Consider the following 17,685-nt stretch of genomic DNA (forward strand, 5'->3'; position numbering starts at 1 on the left):
ATGTAACTGAGTGGAAGATAGATGATTAAAAATCATCGATTTGTTTATAATTTATACCGATATATTTTTTTTTAGAATATATGAATGTCCGATAGTGGATTTTATTTTTACAATTTTTTGTGTTTAGGCATATAAAAATTAACCCGCCATTTGAACGGCGGGTTAAAATATTTACAACTTAGCAATCAACCATTAACGCTTGATATCGCTTTTAAAGTCGCGTTTTTCATATCCTGTATACAGCTGACGCGGACGGGCAATCTTCATACCGTCAATGTGCATTTCGCTCCAGTGGGCGATCCAGCCAACGGTACGTGCCATTGCGAAAATGACGGTGAACATGGAAGACGGAATACCCATCGCTTTCAGGATGATACCAGAGTAGAAATCGACGTTCGGGTACAGTTTCTTCTCGATAAAGTACGGGTCGTTCAGCGCGATGTTTTCCAGCTCCATAGCCACTTCCAGCAGGTCATCTTTGGTGCCCAGCTCTTTCAGAACTTCATGGCAGGTTTCACGCATTACGGTGGCGCGCGGGTCGTAATTTTTGTACACGCGGTGACCGAAGCCCATCAGGCGGAAAGAATCATTTTTATCTTTCGCACGACGAACAAATTCCGGAATGTGTTTAACGGAGCTAATTTCTTCCAGCATTTTCAGCGCCGCTTCGTTAGCACCACCGTGCGCAGGTCCCCACAGTGAAGCAATACCTGCTGCGATACAGGCAAACGGGTTCGCACCCGAAGAGCCAGCGGTACGCACGGTGGAGGTAGAGGCGTTCTGTTCATGGTCAGCGTGCAGGATCAGAATACGGTCCATAGCACGTTCCAGAATCGGATTAACTTCATACGGTTCGCACGGCGTGGAGAACATCATATTCAGGAAGTTACCGGCATAGGAGAGATCGTTGCGCGGATAAACAAATGGCTGACCAATGGAATACTTGTAACACATCGCGGCCATGGTCGGCATTTTCGACAGCAGGCGGAACGCGGCAATTTCACGATGACGAGGATTGTTAACATCCAGCGAGTCGTGATAGAACGCCGCCAGCGCGCCGGTAATACCACACATGACTGCCATTGGATGTGAGTCGCGACGGAAAGCGTGGAACAGACGGGTAATCTGCTCGTGGATCATGGTATGACGGGTCACCGTAGTTTTAAATTCGTCATACTGTTCCTGAGTCGGTTTTTCACCATTCAGCAGGATGTAACAAACTTCCAGGTAGTTAGAATCGGTCGCCAGCTGATCGATCGGGAAACCGCGGTGCAGCAAAATACCTTCATCACCATCAATAAAAGTAATTTTAGATTCGCAGGATGCGGTTGAAGTGAAGCCTGGGTCAAAGGTGAACACACCTTTTGAACCGAGAGTACGGATATCAATAACATCTTGACCCAGCGTGCCTTTCAGCACATCCAGTTCAACAGCTGTGTCCCCGTTGAGGGTGAGTTTTGCTTTTGTATCAGCCATTTAAGGTCTCCTTAGCGCCTTATTACGTAAGACTGCCGGAACTTAAATTTGCCTTCGCACATCAACCTGGCTTTACCCGTTTGTTATTTGGCTCGCCGCTCTGTGAAAGAGGGGAAAACCTGGGTACAGAGCTCTGGGCGCTTGCAGGTAAAGGATCCATTGATGACGAATAAATGGCGAATCAAGTACTTAGCAATCCGAATTATTAAACTTGTCTACCACTAATAACTGTCCCGAATGAATTGGTCAATACTTCCACACTGTTACATAAGTTAATCTTAGGTGAAATACCGACTTCATAACTTTTACGCATTATATGCTTTTCCTGGTAATGTTTGTAACAACTTTGTTGAATGATTGTCAAATTAGATGATTAAAAATTAAATAAATGTTGTTATCGTGACCTGGATCACTGTTCAGGATAAAACCCGACAAACTATATGTAGGTTAATTGTAATGATTTTGTGAACAGCCTATACTGCCGCCAGGTCTCCGGAACACCCTGCAATCCCGAGCCACCCAGCGTTGTAACGTGTCGTTTTCGCATCTGGAAGCAGTGTTTTGCATGACGCGCAGTTATAGAAAGGACGCTGTCTGACCCGCAAGCAGACCGGAGGAAGGAAATCCCGACGTCTCCAGGTAACAGAAAGTTAACCTCTGTGCCCGTAGTCCCCAGGGAATAATAAGAACAGCATGTGGGCGTTATTCATGATAAGAAATGTGAAAAAACAAAGACCTGTTAATCTGGACCTACAGACCATCCGGTTCCCCATCACGGCGATAGCGTCCATTCTCCATCGCGTTTCCGGTGTGATCACCTTTGTTGCAGTGGGCATCCTGCTGTGGCTTCTGGGTACCAGCCTCTCTTCCCCTGAAGGTTTCGAGCAAGCTTCCGCGATTATGGGCAGCTTCTTCGTCAAATTTATCATGTGGGGCATCCTTACCGCTCTGGCGTATCACGTCGTCGTAGGTATTCGCCACATGATGATGGATTTTGGCTATCTGGAAGAAACATTCGAAGCGGGTAAACGCTCCGCCAAAATCTCCTTTGTTATTACTGTCGTGCTTTCACTTCTCGCAGGAGTCCTCGTATGGTAAGCAACGCCTCCGCATTAGGACGCAATGGCGTACATGATTTCATCCTCGTTCGCGCTACCGCTATCGTCCTGACGCTCTACATCATTTATATGGTCGGTTTTTTCGCCACCAGTGGCGAACTGACATATGAAGTCTGGATCGGTTTCTTCGCCTCTGCGTTCACCAAAGTGTTCACCCTGCTGGCGCTGTTTTCTATCTTGATTCATGCCTGGATCGGCATGTGGCAGGTGTTGACCGACTACGTTAAACCGCTGGCATTGCGCCTGATGCTGCAACTGGTGATTGTCGTTGCACTGGTGGTTTACGTGATTTATGGATTCGTTGTGGTGTGGGGTGTGTGATGAAATTGCCAGTCAGAGAATTTGATGCAGTTGTGATTGGTGCCGGTGGCGCAGGTATGCGCGCGGCGCTGCAAATTTCCCAGAGCGGCCAGACCTGTGCGCTGCTCTCTAAAGTCTTCCCGACCCGTTCCCATACCGTTTCTGCGCAAGGCGGCATTACCGTTGCGCTGGGTAATACCCATGAAGATAACTGGGAATGGCATATGTACGACACCGTAAAAGGGTCGGACTATATCGGTGACCAGGACGCGATTGAATATATGTGTAAAACCGGGCCGGAAGCGATTCTGGAACTCGAACACATGGGCCTGCCGTTCTCGCGTCTTGATGATGGTCGTATCTATCAACGTCCGTTTGGCGGTCAGTCGAAAAACTTCGGCGGCGAGCAGGCGGCACGCACTGCGGCGGCGGCTGACCGTACCGGTCACGCACTGTTGCACACGCTTTATCAGCAGAACCTGAAAAACCACACCACCATTTTCTCCGAGTGGTATGCGCTGGATCTGGTGAAAAACCAGGATGGCGCGGTGGTGGGTTGTACCGCACTGTGCATCGAAACCGGTGAAGTGGTTTATTTCAAAGCCCGCGCTACCGTGCTGGCGACTGGCGGGGCAGGGCGTATTTATCAGTCCACCACTAACGCCCACATTAACACTGGCGACGGCGTCGGCATGGCTATCCGCGCAGGCGTACCGGTGCAGGATATGGAAATGTGGCAGTTCCACCCGACCGGTATTGCCGGTGCGGGCGTACTGGTCACCGAAGGTTGCCGTGGTGAAGGCGGTTATCTGCTGAACAAACATGGCGAACGCTTTATGGAGCGTTATGCGCCGAACGCCAAAGACCTGGCGGGCCGTGACGTGGTGGCGCGTTCCATCATGATTGAAATCCGTGAAGGTCGCGGCTGTGATGGTCCGTGGGGGCCACATGCGAAACTGAAACTCGACCACCTGGGTAAAGAAGTTCTCGAATCCCGTCTGCCGGGTATTCTGGAACTCTCCCGTACCTTCGCTCACGTTGATCCGGTGAAAGAGCCGATTCCGGTTATCCCAACCTGTCACTACATGATGGGTGGTATTCCGACCAAAGTGACCGGTCAGGCGCTGACGGTGAACGAGAAAGGCGAAGATGTGGTTGTTCCGGGGCTGTTTGCCGTTGGTGAAATCGCTTGTGTATCGGTACACGGCGCTAACCGTCTGGGCGGCAACTCGCTGCTGGACCTGCTGGTCTTTGGTCGCGCAGCGGGTCTGCATCTGCAAGAGTCTATCGCCGAGCAGGGCGCATTGCGCGATGCCAGCGAGTCTGATGTTGAAGCATCTCTGGATCGTCTGAACCGCTGGAACAATAATCGTAACGGTGAAGATCCGGTGGCGATTCGTAAAGCGCTGCAAGAATGTATGCAGCATAACTTCTCGGTCTTCCGTGAAGGTGATGCGATGGCGAAAGGGCTTGAGCAGTTGAAAGTTATCCGCGAGCGTCTGAAAAATGCCCGTCTGGATGACACTTCCAGCGAGTTCAACACCCAGCGCGTTGAGTGCCTGGAACTGGATAACCTGATGGAAACGGCGTATGCAACGGCTGTTTCTGCCAACTTCCGTACCGAAAGCCGTGGCGCGCATAGCCGCTTCGACTTCCCGGATCGTGATGATGAAAACTGGCTGTGCCACTCCCTGTATCTGCCAGAGTCGGAATCCATGACGCGCCGAAGCGTCAACATGGAACCGAAACTGCGCCCGGCATTCCCGCCGAAGATTCGTACTTACTAATGCGGAGACAGGAAAATGAGACTCGAGTTTTCAATTTATCGCTATAACCCGGATGTTGATGATGCTCCGCGCATGCAGGATTACACCCTGGAAGCGGAAGAAGGTCGCGACATGATGTTGCTGGATGCGCTTATCCAGCTGAAAGAGAAAGATCCCAGCCTGTCGTTCCGCCGCTCCTGCCGTGAAGGTGTGTGCGGTTCCGACGGTCTGAACATGAACGGCAAGAATGGTCTGGCCTGTATTACCCCGATTTCGGCACTCAACCAGCCGGGCAAGAAGATTGTGATTCGCCCGCTGCCAGGTTTACCGGTGATCCGCGATTTGGTGGTAGACATGGGACAATTCTATGCGCAATATGAGAAAATTAAGCCTTACCTGTTGAATAATGGACAAAATCCGCCAGCTCGCGAGCATTTACAGATGCCAGAGCAGCGCGAAAAACTCGACGGGCTGTATGAATGTATTCTCTGCGCATGTTGTTCAACCTCTTGTCCGTCTTTCTGGTGGAATCCCGATAAGTTTATCGGCCCGGCAGGCTTGTTAGCGGCATATCGTTTCCTGATCGATAGCCGTGATACCGAGACTGACAGCCGCCTCGACGGTTTGAGCGATGCATTCAGTGTATTCCGCTGTCACAGCATCATGAACTGCGTCAGTGTATGTCCGAAGGGGCTGAACCCGACGCGCGCCATCGGCCATATCAAGTCGATGTTGTTGCAACGTAATGCGTAATTAAATGTTGATGCCGGGGAAATCCCCCGGCTATTCAGGAAATCTTTAAAAACTGCCCCTGACACTAAGACAGTTTTTAAAGGTTCCTTCGCGAGCCACTACGTAGACAAGAGCTCGCAAGTGAACCCCGGCACGCACATAACTGTGCGTGGTAGTATCCACGGCGAAGTAAGCATAAAAAAGATGCTTAAGGGATCACGATGCAGAACAGCGCTTTGAAAGCCTGGTTGGACTCTTCTTACCTCTCTGGCGCAAACCAGAGCTGGATAGAACAGCTCTATGAAGACTTCTTAACCGATCCTGACTCGGTTGACGCTAACTGGCGTTCGACGTTCCAGCAGTTACCTGGTACGGGAGTCAAACCGGATCAATTCCACTCTCAAACGCGTGAATATTTCCGCCGCCTGGCGAAAGACGCTTCACGTTACTCTTCAACGATCTCCGACCCTGACACCAATGTAAAGCAGGTTAAAGTCCTGCAGCTCATTAACGCATACCGCTTCCGTGGTCACCAGCATGCGAATCTCGATCCGCTGGGACTGTGGCAGCAAGATAAAGTGGCCGATCTGGATCCGTCTTTCCACGATCTGACCGAAGCAGACTTCCAGGAGACCTTCAACGTCGGTTCATTTGCCAGCGGCAAAGAAACCATGAAACTCGGCGAGCTGCTGGAAGCCCTCAAGCAAACCTACTGCGGCCCGATTGGTGCCGAGTATATGCACATTACCAGCACCGAAGAAAAACGCTGGATCCAACAGCGTATCGAGTCTGGTCGCGCGACTTTCAATAGCGAAGAGAAAAAACGCTTCTTAAGCGAACTGACCGCCGCTGAAGGCCTTGAACGTTACCTCGGCGCAAAATTCCCTGGCGCAAAACGCTTCTCGCTGGAAGGCGGTGACGCGTTAATCCCGATGCTTAAAGAGATGATCCGCCACGCTGGCAACAGCGGCACCCGGGAAGTGGTTCTCGGGATGGCGCACCGTGGTCGTCTGAACGTGTTGGTGAACGTGCTGGGTAAAAAACCGCAAGACTTGTTCGACGAGTTTGCCGGTAAACATAAAGAACACCTCGGCACGGGTGACGTGAAATACCACATGGGCTTCTCGTCTGACTTCCAGACCGATGGCGGCCTGGTGCACCTGGCGCTGGCGTTTAACCCGTCTCACCTTGAGATTGTAAGCCCGGTCGTTATCGGCTCTGTTCGTGCCCGTCTGGACAGACTTGATGAGCCGAGCAGCAACAAAGTGCTGCCAATTACCATCCACGGTGACGCCGCAGTGACCGGACAGGGCGTGGTTCAGGAAACCCTGAACATGTCGAAAGCGCGTGGTTATGAAGTTGGCGGTACGGTACGTATCGTTATCAACAACCAGGTTGGTTTCACCACCTCTAATCCGCTGGATGCCCGTTCTACGCCGTACTGTACTGATATCGGCAAGATGGTTCAGGCACCGATTTTCCACGTTAACGCGGACGATCCGGAAGCCGTTGCCTTTGTGACCCGTCTGGCGCTCGATTTCCGTAACACCTTTAAACGTGATGTCTTCATCGACCTGGTATGCTACCGCCGTCACGGCCACAACGAAGCCGACGAGCCGAGCGCAACCCAGCCGCTGATGTATCAGAAAATCAAAAAACATCCGACACCGCGCAAAATCTACGCTGACAAGCTGGAGCAGGAAAAAGTGGCGACGCTGGAAGATGCCACCGAGATGGTTAACCTGTACCGCGATGCGCTGGATGCTGGCGATTGCGTGGTAGCAGAGTGGCGTCCGATGAACATGCACTCTTTCACCTGGTCGCCGTACCTCAACCACGAATGGGACGAAGAGTACCCGAACAAAGTTGAGATGAAGCGCCTGCAGGAACTGGCTAAACGCATCAGCACGGTGCCGGAAGCGGTTGAAATGCAGTCTCGCGTTGCCAAGATTTATGGCGATCGCCAGGCGATGGCTGCCGGTGAGAAACTGTTCGACTGGGGCGGCGCGGAAAACCTCGCTTACGCCACGCTGGTTGACGAAGGCATTCCGGTTCGCCTGTCGGGTGAAGACTCCGGTCGCGGTACCTTCTTCCACCGCCACGCGGTGATCCACAACCAGTCTAACGGTTCCACTTACACGCCGCTGCAACACATCCATAACGGCCAGGGCGCGTTCCGTGTTTGGGACTCCGTACTGTCTGAAGAAGCAGTGCTGGCGTTTGAATACGGTTATGCCACCGCAGAACCACGCACCCTGACCATCTGGGAAGCGCAGTTCGGTGACTTCGCCAACGGTGCGCAGGTGGTTATCGACCAGTTCATCTCCTCTGGCGAGCAGAAATGGGGCCGGATGTGTGGTCTGGTGATGTTGCTGCCGCACGGTTACGAAGGGCAGGGGCCGGAGCACTCCTCCGCGCGTCTGGAACGTTATCTGCAACTTTGTGCTGAGCAAAACATGCAGGTTTGCGTACCGTCTACCCCGGCACAGGTTTACCACATGCTGCGTCGTCAGGCGCTGCGCGGGATGCGTCGTCCGCTGGTCGTGATGTCGCCGAAATCCCTGCTGCGTCATCCGCTGGCGGTTTCCAGCCTCGAAGAACTGGCGAACGGCACCTTCCTGCCAGCCATCGGTGAAATCGACGAGCTTGATCCGAAGGGCGTGAAGCGCGTAGTAATGTGTTCTGGTAAGGTTTATTACGACCTGCTGGAACAGCGTCGTAAGAACAATCAACACGATGTCGCCATTGTGCGTATCGAGCAACTCTACCCGTTCCCGCATAAAGCGATGCAGGAAGTGTTGCAGCAGTTTGCTCACGTCAAGGATTTTGTCTGGTGCCAGGAAGAGCCGCTCAACCAGGGCGCATGGTACTGCAGCCAGCATCATTTCCGTGAAGTGATTCCGTTTGGGGCTTCTCTGCGTTATGCAGGCCGCCCGGCCTCCGCCTCTCCGGCGGTAGGGTATATGTCCGTTCACCAGAAACAGCAACAAGATCTGGTTAATGACGCGCTGAACGTCGAATAAATAAAGGATACACAATGAGTAGCGTAGATATTCTGGTCCCTGACCTGCCTGAATCCGTAGCCGATGCCACCGTCGCAACCTGGCATAAAAAACCCGGCGACGCAGTCGTACGTGATGAAGTGCTGGTAGAAATCGAAACTGACAAAGTGGTACTGGAAGTACCGGCATCAGCAGACGGCATTCTGGATGCGGTTCTGGAAGATGAAGGTACAACGGTAACGTCTCGTCAGATCCTTGGTCGCCTGCGTGAAGGCAACAGCGCCGGTAAAGAAACCAGCGCCAAATCTGAAGAGAAAGCGTCCACTCCGGCGCAACGCCAGCAGGCGTCTCTGGAAGAGCAAAACAACGATGCGTTAAGCCCGGCGATCCGTCGCCTGCTGGCTGAACACAATCTCGACGCCAGCGCCATTAAAGGCACCGGTGTGGGTGGTCGTCTGACTCGTGAAGATGTGGAAAAACATCTGGCGAAAGCCCCGGCGAAAGAGTCTGCTCCGGCAGCGGCTGATCCGGCGGCGCAACCGGCTCTGGCTGCACGTAGTGAAAAACGTGTCCCGATGACTCGCCTGCGTAAGCGTGTGGCAGAGCGTCTGCTGGAAGCGAAAAACTCCACCGCCATGCTGACCACGTTCAACGAAGTCAACATGAAGCCGATTATGGATCTGCGTAAGCAGTACGGTGAAGCGTTTGAAAAACGCCACGGCATCCGTCTGGGCTTTATGTCCTTCTACGTGAAAGCGGTGGTTGAAGCCCTGAAACGTTACCCGGAAGTGAACGCGTCTATCGACGGCGATGACGTGGTTTACCACAACTATTTCGACGTCAGCATGGCGGTTTCTACGCCGCGCGGCCTGGTGACACCGGTACTGCGTGATGTCGATACCCTCGGCATGGCAGACATCGAGAAGAAAATCAAAGAGCTGGCAGTCAAAGGCCGTGACGGCAAGCTGACCGTTGAAGATCTGACCGGTGGTAACTTCACCATCACCAACGGTGGTGTGTTCGGTTCCCTGATGTCTACGCCGATCATCAACCCGCCGCAGAGCGCAATTCTGGGTATGCACGCTATCAAAGATCGTCCGATGGCGGTGAATGGTCAGGTTGAGCTCCTGCCGATGATGTACCTGGCGCTGTCCTACGATCACCGTCTGATCGATGGTCGCGAATCCGTGGGCTTCCTGGTAACGATCAAAGAGTTGCTGGAAGATCCGACGCGTCTGCTGCTGGACGTGTAGTAGTTTAAGCTTCACCTGCACTGTAGACCGACGTGGATAGGGTGTCGGTCTACGGTTTAAAAGATAACGATTACTGAAGGATGGACAGAACACATGAACTTACATGAATATCAGGCAAAACAACTTTTTGCCCGCTATGGCTTACCAGCACCGGTGGGTTATGCCTGTACTACTCCGCGCGAAGCAGAAGAAGCCGCTTCAAAAATCGGTGCCGGCCCGTGGGTAGTGAAATGTCAGGTTCACGCTGGTGGCCGCGGTAAAGCGGGCGGTGTGAAAGTTGTAAACAGCAAAGAAGACATCCGTGCTTTTGCAGAAAACTGGCTCGGCAAGCGTCTGGTAACGTATCAAACAGATGCCAATGGCCAACCGGTTAACCAGATTCTGGTTGAAGCAGCGACCGATATCGCTAAAGAGCTGTATCTCGGTGCCGTTGTAGACCGTAGTTCCCGTCGCGTGGTCTTTATGGCCTCCACCGAAGGCGGCGTGGAAATCGAAAAAGTGGCGGAAGAAACTCCGCACCTGATCCATAAAGTTGCGCTTGATCCGCTGACAGGCCCGATGCCGTATCAGGGACGCGAGCTGGCGTTCAAACTGGGTCTGGAAGGTAAACTGGTTCAGCAGTTCACCAAAATCTTCATGGGCCTGGCGACCATTTTCCTGGAGCGCGACCTGGCGTTGATCGAAATCAACCCGCTGGTCATCACCAAACAGGGCGATCTGATTTGCCTCGACGGCAAACTGGGCGCTGACGGCAACGCACTGTTCCGCCAGCCTGATCTGCGCGAAATGCGTGACCAGTCGCAGGAAGATCCGCGTGAAGCACAGGCTGCACAGTGGGAACTGAACTACGTTGCGCTGGACGGTAACATCGGTTGTATGGTTAACGGCGCAGGTCTGGCGATGGGTACGATGGACATCGTTAAACTGCACGGCGGCGAACCGGCTAACTTCCTTGACGTTGGCGGCGGCGCAACCAAAGAACGTGTAACCGAAGCGTTCAAAATCATCCTCTCTGACGACAAAGTGAAAGCCGTTCTGGTTAACATCTTCGGCGGTATCGTTCGTTGCGACCTGATCGCTGACGGTATCATCGGCGCGGTAGCAGAAGTGGGTGTTAACGTACCGGTCGTGGTACGTCTGGAAGGTAACAACGCCGAACTCGGCGCGAAGAAACTGGCTGACAGCGGCCTGAATATTATTGCAGCAAAAGGTCTGACGGATGCAGCTCAGCAGGTTGTTGCCGCAGTGGAGGGGAAATAATGTCCATTTTAATTGATAAAAACACCAAGGTTATCTGCCAGGGCTTTACTGGTAGCCAGGGGACTTTCCACTCAGAACAGGCCATTGCATACGGCACTAAAATGGTTGGCGGCGTAACCCCAGGTAAAGGCGGTACTACCCACCTCGGCCTGCCGGTGTTCAACACCGTGCGTGAAGCTGTTGCTGCTACTGGCGTTACCGCTTCTGTTATCTACGTACCAGCACCGTTCTGCAAAGACTCCATTCTGGAAGCTATTGATGCAGGCATCAAACTGATTATCACCATCACTGAAGGCATCCCGACGCTGGATATGCTGACTGTGAAAGTGAAACTGGACGAAGCCGGCGTTCGTATGATCGGCCCGAACTGCCCGGGCGTTATCACTCCGGGTGAATGCAAAATCGGTATCCAGCCGGGTCACATTCACAAACCGGGTAAAGTGGGTATCGTTTCCCGTTCCGGTACACTGACCTATGAAGCGGTTAAACAGACCACGGATTACGGTTTCGGTCAGTCGACCTGTGTTGGTATCGGCGGTGACCCGATCCCTGGCTCTAACTTTATCGACATTCTCGAAATGTTCGAAAAAGATCCGCAGACCGAAGCGATCGTAATGATCGGTGAGATCGGCGGTAGCGCTGAAGAAGAAGCGGCAGCGTACATCAAAGAGCATGTTACCAAGCCAGTTGTGGGTTACATCGCTGGTGTGACTGCGCCGAAAGGCAAACGTATGGGCCACGCGGGTGCCATCATTGCCGGTGGGAAAGGGACTGCGGATGAGAAATTTGCTGCTCTGGAAGCCGCAGGCGTGAAAACCGTTCGCAGCCTGGCGGATATCGGTGAAGCACTGAAAACTGTTCTGAAATAAATATCTGTAATAAGAAATAGCCCTCGCCGCTTCCCTCTACAGGAATGGCGAAGGGCTGTCGGTTTCGACATGGTTGGCCATCGTATGATGGCCTTTTTTGTGCTTATCGCGATGATTTTCGTTGCGCTATCAGGGTAAATTTATAGTCATCGGTATTAAAAGCGTTGCGGCTATATTCAAACACCCGACCATCAACTAAATATCCACGCGATACTTTTTCAAGAATCGGCTTTGTCTGGCTGATATTAAGCAGACGGCTCATCTCTTCGGTTGGCATCAGAGGAATGATTTCCTGTTCGCTACGATCGATAACCATTTTCTTCACTTCTTCAATAAAGTGATATTTTGAATTTTCCATGACCTGCCAGGTGAGATCCGGGAACAACGCAAGCGGCATCCAGGTTTCTTCCAGCGCCATTGGCTTTTGCTTGCGATAGCGCACGCGCTTCACATGCCACACACGATCCTGCGCGGTGATTTGTAGCTGTTGCTGAAGAAAATCGTCAGCCGGAATCACTTCAAATATCAGGACTTCACTGTGTGTATCGACGTGACGGTCCGACAGTTTTTCATCAAAACTGGTTAACTGAAAAATATCGTAATTGACCCGCTCTTCTTTGACGTAAGTCCCGCTGCCCTGAATGCTTTCGAGGATCTGTTGCTCGACTAACTGGCGCAAAGCCTGACGCACCGTAACCCGGCTGACGCCAAACTCTATTTGTAATGCCGATTCGGTAGGTAACGCATCGCCAGGTTTAAGCTCGCCACGCGCAATTTGTTCACGAATGCGATCGGCAATCTGCCGGTATAAGGGCTTGTGTCCCATTTTTAGTATCTCATTAATACGAATTTAGCCATTATGCCCGATAAATTCATCCTGTAAATAATACAAATACAATACAAATAATTTCAATCAAGTGAAATTGATCACATAATGGTATTGTTTTATCGGGCACACTGGCGCGACTATAAAAACGATCAAGTGAGGATCATGATGAATCTGACGACTCTGACCCACCGCGATGCGTTGTGTCTGAATGCGCGCTTTACCAGCCGTGAAGAGGCCATCCACGCGTTGACTCAACGTCTTGCTGCTCTGGGGAAAATTTCCAGTACTGAGCAATTTCTGGAAGAAGTGTATCGCCGTGAAAGCCTTGGCCCGACCGCCTTAGGTGAAGGGTTGGCTGTGCCGCATGGCAAAACTGCTGCGGTAAAAGAAGCGGCGTTTGCGGTCGCCACACTCAGCGAGCCGCTTCAGTGGGAAGGCGTTGATGGCCCGGAAGCGGTTGATTTAGTGGTGCTGCTGGCGATTCCCCCCAATGAAGCGGGTACTACGCATATGCAACTGCTGACAGCGCTGACCACGCGCCTGGCGGATGATGAGATTCGGGCGCGTATACAGTCGGCGACGACGCCTGATGAGTTGCTCTCGGCGCTGGATGACAAGGGAGGCACGCAACCTTCTGCCTCTTTTTCCAACGCGCCAACTATCGTCTGCGTAACGGCCTGTCCGGCGGGTATTGCTCACACCTATATGGCTGCGGAATATCTGGAAAAAGCCGGACGCAAACTCGGCGTAAATGTTTACGTTGAAAAACAAGGCGCTAACGGCATTGAAGGGCGTTTAACGGCGGATCAACTCAATAGTGCAACCGCCTGTATTTTTGCGGCTGAAGTCGCCATCAAGGAGAGTGAGCGTTTTAATGGCATTCCCGCGCTTTCAGTGCCTGTTGCCGAGCCGATTCGCCATGCAGAAGCGTTGATCCAACAAGCGCTTACCCTCAAGCGTAGCGATGAGACGCGTACCGTACAGCAAGATACGCAACCGGTGAAAAGTGTCAAAACGGAGCTGAAACAGGCACTGTTGAGCGGAATCTCTTTTGCCGTACCGTTGATTGTCGCGGGGGGCACGGTGCTGGCGGTCGCGGTATTACTGTCGCAAATCTTCGGGCTACAAGATCTGTTTAATGAAGAAAACTCCTGGCTGTGGATGTACCGCAAGCTGGGCGGCGGGCTGCTCGGAATTTTGATGGTACCGGTGCTCGCGGCCTATACCGCCTATTCTCTGGCAGATAAACCGGCGTTAGCGCCAGGCTTTGCGGCTGGACTTGCCGCCAACATGATCGGCTCCGGGTTTCTCGGCGCGGTCGTTGGCGGATTGATAGCCGGTTACTTGATGCGCTGGGTGAAAAATCACTTGCGTCTTAGCAGTAAATTCAATGGATTCCTGACTTTTTATCTCTACCCGGTGCTCGGTACGTTGGGAGCGGGCAGTCTGATGCTGTTTGTGGTGGGAGAACCTGTCGCCTGGATCAATAACTCGCTTACCGCCTGGCTGAACGGTCTGTCAGGAAGTAACGCGCTGTTGCTGGGTGCCATTCTCGGTTTTATGTGTTCCTTTGACCTTGGAGGGCCAGTGAACAAAGCCGCTTATGCATTCTGCCTGGGCGCAATGGCGAACGGCGTTTACGGCCCGTATGCCATTTTCGCCTCCGTCAAAATGGTTTCGGCATTTACCGTAACCGCTTCCACGATGCTCGCACCGCGCCTGTTTAAAGAGTTTGAAATTGAGACCGGGAAATCCACCTGGCTGTTAGGGCTGGCAGGTATTACCGAAGGGGCGATCCCGATGGCGATTGAAGATCCGCTGCGGGTTATTGGTTCGTTTGTGCTGGGCTCTATGGTAACGGGCGCTATTGTCGGTGCGATGAATATCGGCCTTTCGACACCCGGTGCCGGCATTTTCTCGCTCTTTTTACTTCATGATAATGGCGCGGGCGGTGTTATGGCGGCAATTGGCTGGTTTGGTGCGGCATTGGTGGGGGCTGCAATCTCGACTGCAATTCTCCTGATCTGGCGGCGTCACGCGGTTAAGCATGGCAACTATCTGACTGATGGCGTAATGCCATAAACAAAAAGGAAACGACGATGAAAGCGGTATCTCGCGTTCACATCACCCCGCATATGCATTGGGATCGGGAGTGGTATTTCACCACCGAAGAGTCACGCATTCTGCTGGTCAATAATATGGAAGAGATCCTGTGCCGACTGGAACAGGACAACGAATACAAATATTACGTACTCGACGGGCAAACGGCGATCCTCGAAGATTATTTCGCGGTGAAACCGGAAAACAAAGACCGCGTGAAGAAACAGGTAGAAGCCGGCAAGTTGATTATCGGCCCCTGGTATACCCAGACCGATACCACGATTGTTTCTGCGGAATCCATCGTCCGTAATCTGATGTACGGAATGCGTGACTGCCTCGCGTTTGGCGAGCCGATGAAAATAGGTTATTTACCAGATTCCTTTGGCATGTCCGGGCAACTGCCGCATATCTACAATGGATTTGGCATTACCCGCACCATGTTCTGGCGCGGATGTTCGGAGCGCCACGGTACTGATAAAACCGAGTTTTTGTGGCAAAGCAGTGACGGTAGCGAAGTGACGGCGCAGGTGCTGCCGCTGGGCTACGCCATCGGTAAGTACTTACCTGCCGACGAAAACGGATTACGTAAACGCCTCGACAGTTATTTTGACGTGCTGGAAAAAGCGTCTGTAACCAAAGAGATTTTGCTGCCGAATGGGCATGACCAGATGCCATTGCAGCAAAATATCTTCGAAGTGATGGATAAGCTACGTGAGATCTACCCTCAACGTAAGTTTGTGATGAGCCGCTTTGAAGAGGTATTTGAGAAGATCGAAGCGCAGCGTGAAAGTCTGGCCACCCTGAAAGGTGAATTTATCGATGGCAAATATATGCGCGTACATCGCACCATCGGTTCCACGCGCATGGATATCAAAATTGCCCACGCACGTATTGAAAATAAGATTGTTAATCTGCTGGAACCGCTGGCAACGCTGGCCTGGACGTTGGGTTTTGAATACCACCACGGCTTGCTGGAGAAAATGTGGAAAGAGATCTTAAAAAATCATGCCCACGACAGTATCGGTTGTTGTTGCAGTGACAAAGTTCATCGCGAAATTGTCGCCCGCTTCGAACTGGCTGAAGACATGGCGGATAATCTGCTGCGTTTCTACATGCGCAAAATTGCCGATAACATGCCACAGAGTGATGCCGACAAACTCGTGCTGTTTAACCTGATGCCCTGGCCGCGGGAAGAAGTTATTAACACCACTGTGCGGCTGCGCGCCAGCCAGTTTAATCTACGAGACGATCGCGGTCAGCCTGTACCGTATTTTATTCGCCATGCCCGTGAGATCGATCCAGGCCTAATCGATCGGCAAATAGTTCATTACGGTAATTACGATCCCTTTATGGAGTTTGATATACAGATCAACCAGATTGTCCCTTCTATGGGCTATCGCACGCTTTATATCGAAGCGAATCAGCCTGGCAACGTGATTGCGGCAAAAAGTGACGCTGAAGGGATACTGGAAAATGCTTTCTGGCAAATTGCGCTCAATGAGGATGGAACGCTACAACTGGTAGATAAAGATAGCGGTGTGCGCTATGACCGGGTGTTGCAAATTGAAGAAAGCTCTGATGATGGTGATGAATATGACTATTCACCCGCAAAAGAAGAGTGGGTAATGACTTCTGCAACAGCGAAACCGCAATGCGAGATTACTCATGAGGCCTGGCAGAGCAGGGCTGTTATCCGCTATGACATGGCGGTGCCGCTCAATTTGTTGGAACGAAGCGTCCGGCAATCCACGGGCAGAGTAGGGGTGGAGATGGTTGTCACTCTGAGTCATAACAGCAGACGTATTGATGTGGATATCAACCTTGATAACCAGGCTGACGATCATCGCCTTCGCGTCCTGATCCCTACATCTTTTAACACCGATAGTGTTCTGGCAGATACCCAGTTTGGTTCGCTAACGCGCCCCGTGAACGACAGTGCAATGAACAACTGGCAGCAAGAAGGCTGGAAAGAAGCGCCGGTTCCGGTATGGAATATGCTCAACTATGCAGCCTTACAGGAAGGGCGTAACGGCATGGCTGTCTTTAGCGAAGGGCTACGTGAATTTGAAGTCATCGGTGAAGAGAAGAAAACCTTTGCCATTACGTTGCTGCGTGGCGTGGGCTTACTGGGCAAAGAAGATCTGTTTTTAAGGCCTGGGCGGCCTTCGGGAATTAAAATGCCAGTCCCGGACTCACAACTACGTGGTCTGCTTTCTTGTCGCCTAAGTTTATTGAGTTATACCGGTACGCCAACCGCCGCTGGTGTAGCTCAGCAGGCGCGAGCATGGCTGACTCCAGTACAGTGTTACAACAAAATCCCATGGGATGCGATGAAGCTCAACAAAGCCGGATTCAACGTGCCGGAAAGTTATAGTTTGTTGAAAATGCCCCCAGTGGGATGCCTGATAAGCGCACTTAAGAAAGCTGAAGACCGACAAGAAGTGATTTTACGGCTGTTTAATCCGGCTGAATCAGCAACCTGTGATGCGACTGTTGCTTTCAGTCGCGAGGTGATTTCTTGCTCAGAAACGATGATGGATGAACACATTACCACCGAGGAAAATCAAGGTTCAAATCTATCGGGGCCTTTTTTACCCGGCCAGTCACGGACGTTCAGTTACCGGCTTGCCTGAATAGCAATCAAACCGAAGCCACATATGCGCGGCCAGATTGTTGACAAAGGGCGCTTTGTTCATGCCGGATACGGCATGAACGCTTTATTCGGTCTACAAAAGCAGGCAAATTCAATATATTGCAGAGATGATGTAGACACTGGCAAGCGTAGCGCATCAGGTAATTTTGCGTTTATCTTCACTCTCAAGCCACGTATATGTGGCTTTATTTTTAACAAAATAATAACCCCGGGTGAGTTAATTATAATATAATTATAAGTTAATTAAATGTTAATATCAGCGGGGTGGATTTATGCCTTTATTAGTAATCCTGAAACTCTGCGTCGTATTAGCCAGTGACCAAAAAA

At 51.8% G+C, this 17,685-nt stretch carries 13 protein-coding genes; 10 read left to right on the top strand and 3 right to left on the bottom strand.

Translation table 11 applies throughout. The features are described from left to right. Positions 1–192: 192 nt before the first annotated feature. Entirely contained in the window at positions 193–1,476 is a 1,284-nt protein-coding gene (gltA, locus tag QZF50_RS17175; RefSeq protein ID WP_290388926.1) for a citrate synthase, read from the bottom strand. Positions 1,477–1,681: 205 nt separating this feature from the next. Further along, positions 1,682–1,789, bottom strand: coding sequence for a hypothetical protein (locus QZF50_RS17180; RefSeq protein WP_001305582.1), 108 nt, complete (start codon positions 1,787–1,789; stop codon positions 1,682–1,684). A gap of 380 nt (positions 1,790–2,169) precedes the next feature. On the opposite strand from QZF50_RS17180, the gene sdhC reads away from it, so the two are divergent. From sdhC to sucD, 8 genes are all read left to right on the top strand, one after another. Further along, the gene (gene sdhC, locus QZF50_RS17185) at positions 2,170–2,574 is read left to right on the top strand and encodes a succinate dehydrogenase cytochrome b556 subunit (protein WP_000263347.1); all 405 of its coding nucleotides are present in this window, start codon (positions 2,170–2,172) and stop codon (positions 2,572–2,574) included. Beyond that, positions 2,568–2,915, top strand: coding sequence for a succinate dehydrogenase membrane anchor subunit (gene sdhD, locus QZF50_RS17190; RefSeq protein ID WP_000254365.1), 348 nt, complete (start codon positions 2,568–2,570; stop codon positions 2,913–2,915). The genes sdhC and sdhD overlap by 7 nt, the downstream gene beginning before the upstream one ends. Continuing rightward, positions 2,915–4,681 carry a succinate dehydrogenase flavoprotein subunit gene (sdhA, locus tag QZF50_RS17195; RefSeq protein WP_061892183.1) on the top strand — a complete coding sequence of 589 codons (1,767 nt, stop codon included), beginning with the start codon at positions 2,915–2,917 and terminating at the stop codon, positions 4,679–4,681. Before sdhD ends, sdhA begins: the two co-directional genes overlap by 1 nt. A gap of 15 nt (positions 4,682–4,696) precedes the next feature. After that, entirely contained in the window at positions 4,697–5,413 is a 717-nt protein-coding gene (gene sdhB / locus QZF50_RS17200; protein ID WP_001235263.1) for a succinate dehydrogenase iron-sulfur subunit SdhB, read from the top strand. Positions 5,414–5,613: 200 nt separating this feature from the next. Then, the gene (gene sucA, locus QZF50_RS17205) at positions 5,614–8,415 is read left to right on the top strand and encodes a 2-oxoglutarate dehydrogenase E1 component (protein WP_001181473.1); all 2,802 of its coding nucleotides are present in this window, start codon (positions 5,614–5,616) and stop codon (positions 8,413–8,415) included. A 14-nt stretch (positions 8,416–8,429) separates the two neighbouring features. Next, positions 8,430–9,647, top strand: a complete 1,218-nt coding sequence (gene odhB / locus QZF50_RS17210) for a 2-oxoglutarate dehydrogenase complex dihydrolipoyllysine-residue succinyltransferase (protein WP_290378852.1) — start codon at positions 8,430–8,432, stop codon at positions 9,645–9,647. Positions 9,648–9,740: 93 nt separating this feature from the next. Then, positions 9,741–10,907 (top strand): ADP-forming succinate--CoA ligase subunit beta, encoded by a 1,167-nt coding sequence (gene sucC, locus QZF50_RS17215; protein WP_001048602.1) that lies wholly within the window; start codon positions 9,741–9,743, stop codon positions 10,905–10,907. Continuing rightward, on the top strand, positions 10,907–11,776 hold the full coding sequence (gene sucD, locus QZF50_RS17220) for a succinate--CoA ligase subunit alpha (RefSeq protein ID WP_061892184.1): 870 nt from the start codon (positions 10,907–10,909) through the stop codon (positions 11,774–11,776). Before sucC ends, sucD begins: the two co-directional genes overlap by 1 nt. A gap of 103 nt (positions 11,777–11,879) precedes the next feature. Here sucD and mngR read toward each other — a convergent pair whose 3' ends face one another. Beyond that, on the bottom strand, positions 11,880–12,602 hold the full coding sequence (gene mngR, locus QZF50_RS17225; protein ID WP_001471236.1) for a mannosyl-D-glycerate transport/metabolism system transcriptional repressor MngR: 723 nt from the start codon (positions 12,600–12,602) through the stop codon (positions 11,880–11,882). 168 nt (positions 12,603–12,770) lie between these two features. On the opposite strand from mngR, the gene mngA reads away from it, so the two are divergent. Continuing rightward, positions 12,771–14,687, top strand: coding sequence for a PTS 2-O-a-mannosyl-D-glycerate transporter subunit IIABC (gene mngA / locus QZF50_RS17230; RefSeq protein WP_001054863.1), 1,917 nt, complete (start codon positions 12,771–12,773; stop codon positions 14,685–14,687). A gap of 17 nt (positions 14,688–14,704) precedes the next feature. Continuing rightward, positions 14,705–17,338, top strand: a complete 2,634-nt coding sequence (gene mngB, locus QZF50_RS17235) for a mannosylglycerate hydrolase (protein ID WP_000648992.1) — start codon at positions 14,705–14,707, stop codon at positions 17,336–17,338. Positions 17,339–17,685 lie beyond the last annotated feature (347 nt).

Source organism: uncultured Escherichia sp. (genome assembly GCF_948475835.1).
Classification (GTDB): domain Bacteria; phylum Pseudomonadota; class Gammaproteobacteria; order Enterobacterales; family Enterobacteriaceae; genus ECMA0423.

What these genes read in the sequence shown, in the direction of transcription:
- sdhB (WP_001235263.1), top strand. Translation starts at nt 4,697, where the DNA reads ATGAGACTCGAGTTTTCAATTTATCGCTATAACCCGGATGTTGATGAT.
- mngR (WP_001471236.1), bottom strand. Translation starts at nt 12,602, where the DNA reads ATGGGACACAAGCCCTTATACCGGCAGATTGCCGATCGCATTCGTGAA.
- sdhC (WP_000263347.1), top strand. Translation starts at nt 2,170, where the DNA reads ATGTGGGCGTTATTCATGATAAGAAATGTGAAAAAACAAAGACCTGTT.
- sucC (WP_001048602.1), top strand. Translation starts at nt 9,741, where the DNA reads ATGAACTTACATGAATATCAGGCAAAACAACTTTTTGCCCGCTATGGC.
- QZF50_RS17180 (WP_001305582.1), bottom strand. Translation starts at nt 1,789, where the DNA reads ATGCGTAAAAGTTATGAAGTCGGTATTTCACCTAAGATTAACTTATGT.
- sucA (WP_001181473.1), top strand. Translation starts at nt 5,614, where the DNA reads ATGCAGAACAGCGCTTTGAAAGCCTGGTTGGACTCTTCTTACCTCTCT.
- mngB (WP_000648992.1), top strand. Translation starts at nt 14,705, where the DNA reads ATGAAAGCGGTATCTCGCGTTCACATCACCCCGCATATGCATTGGGAT.
- sdhD (WP_000254365.1), top strand. Translation starts at nt 2,568, where the DNA reads ATGGTAAGCAACGCCTCCGCATTAGGACGCAATGGCGTACATGATTTC.
- odhB (WP_290378852.1), top strand. Translation starts at nt 8,430, where the DNA reads ATGAGTAGCGTAGATATTCTGGTCCCTGACCTGCCTGAATCCGTAGCC.
- sucD (WP_061892184.1), top strand. Translation starts at nt 10,907, where the DNA reads ATGTCCATTTTAATTGATAAAAACACCAAGGTTATCTGCCAGGGCTTT.
- gltA (WP_290388926.1), bottom strand. Translation starts at nt 1,476, where the DNA reads ATGGCTGATACAAAAGCAAAACTCACCCTCAACGGGGACACAGCTGTT.
- mngA (WP_001054863.1), top strand. Translation starts at nt 12,771, where the DNA reads ATGAATCTGACGACTCTGACCCACCGCGATGCGTTGTGTCTGAATGCG.
- sdhA (WP_061892183.1), top strand. Translation starts at nt 2,915, where the DNA reads ATGAAATTGCCAGTCAGAGAATTTGATGCAGTTGTGATTGGTGCCGGT.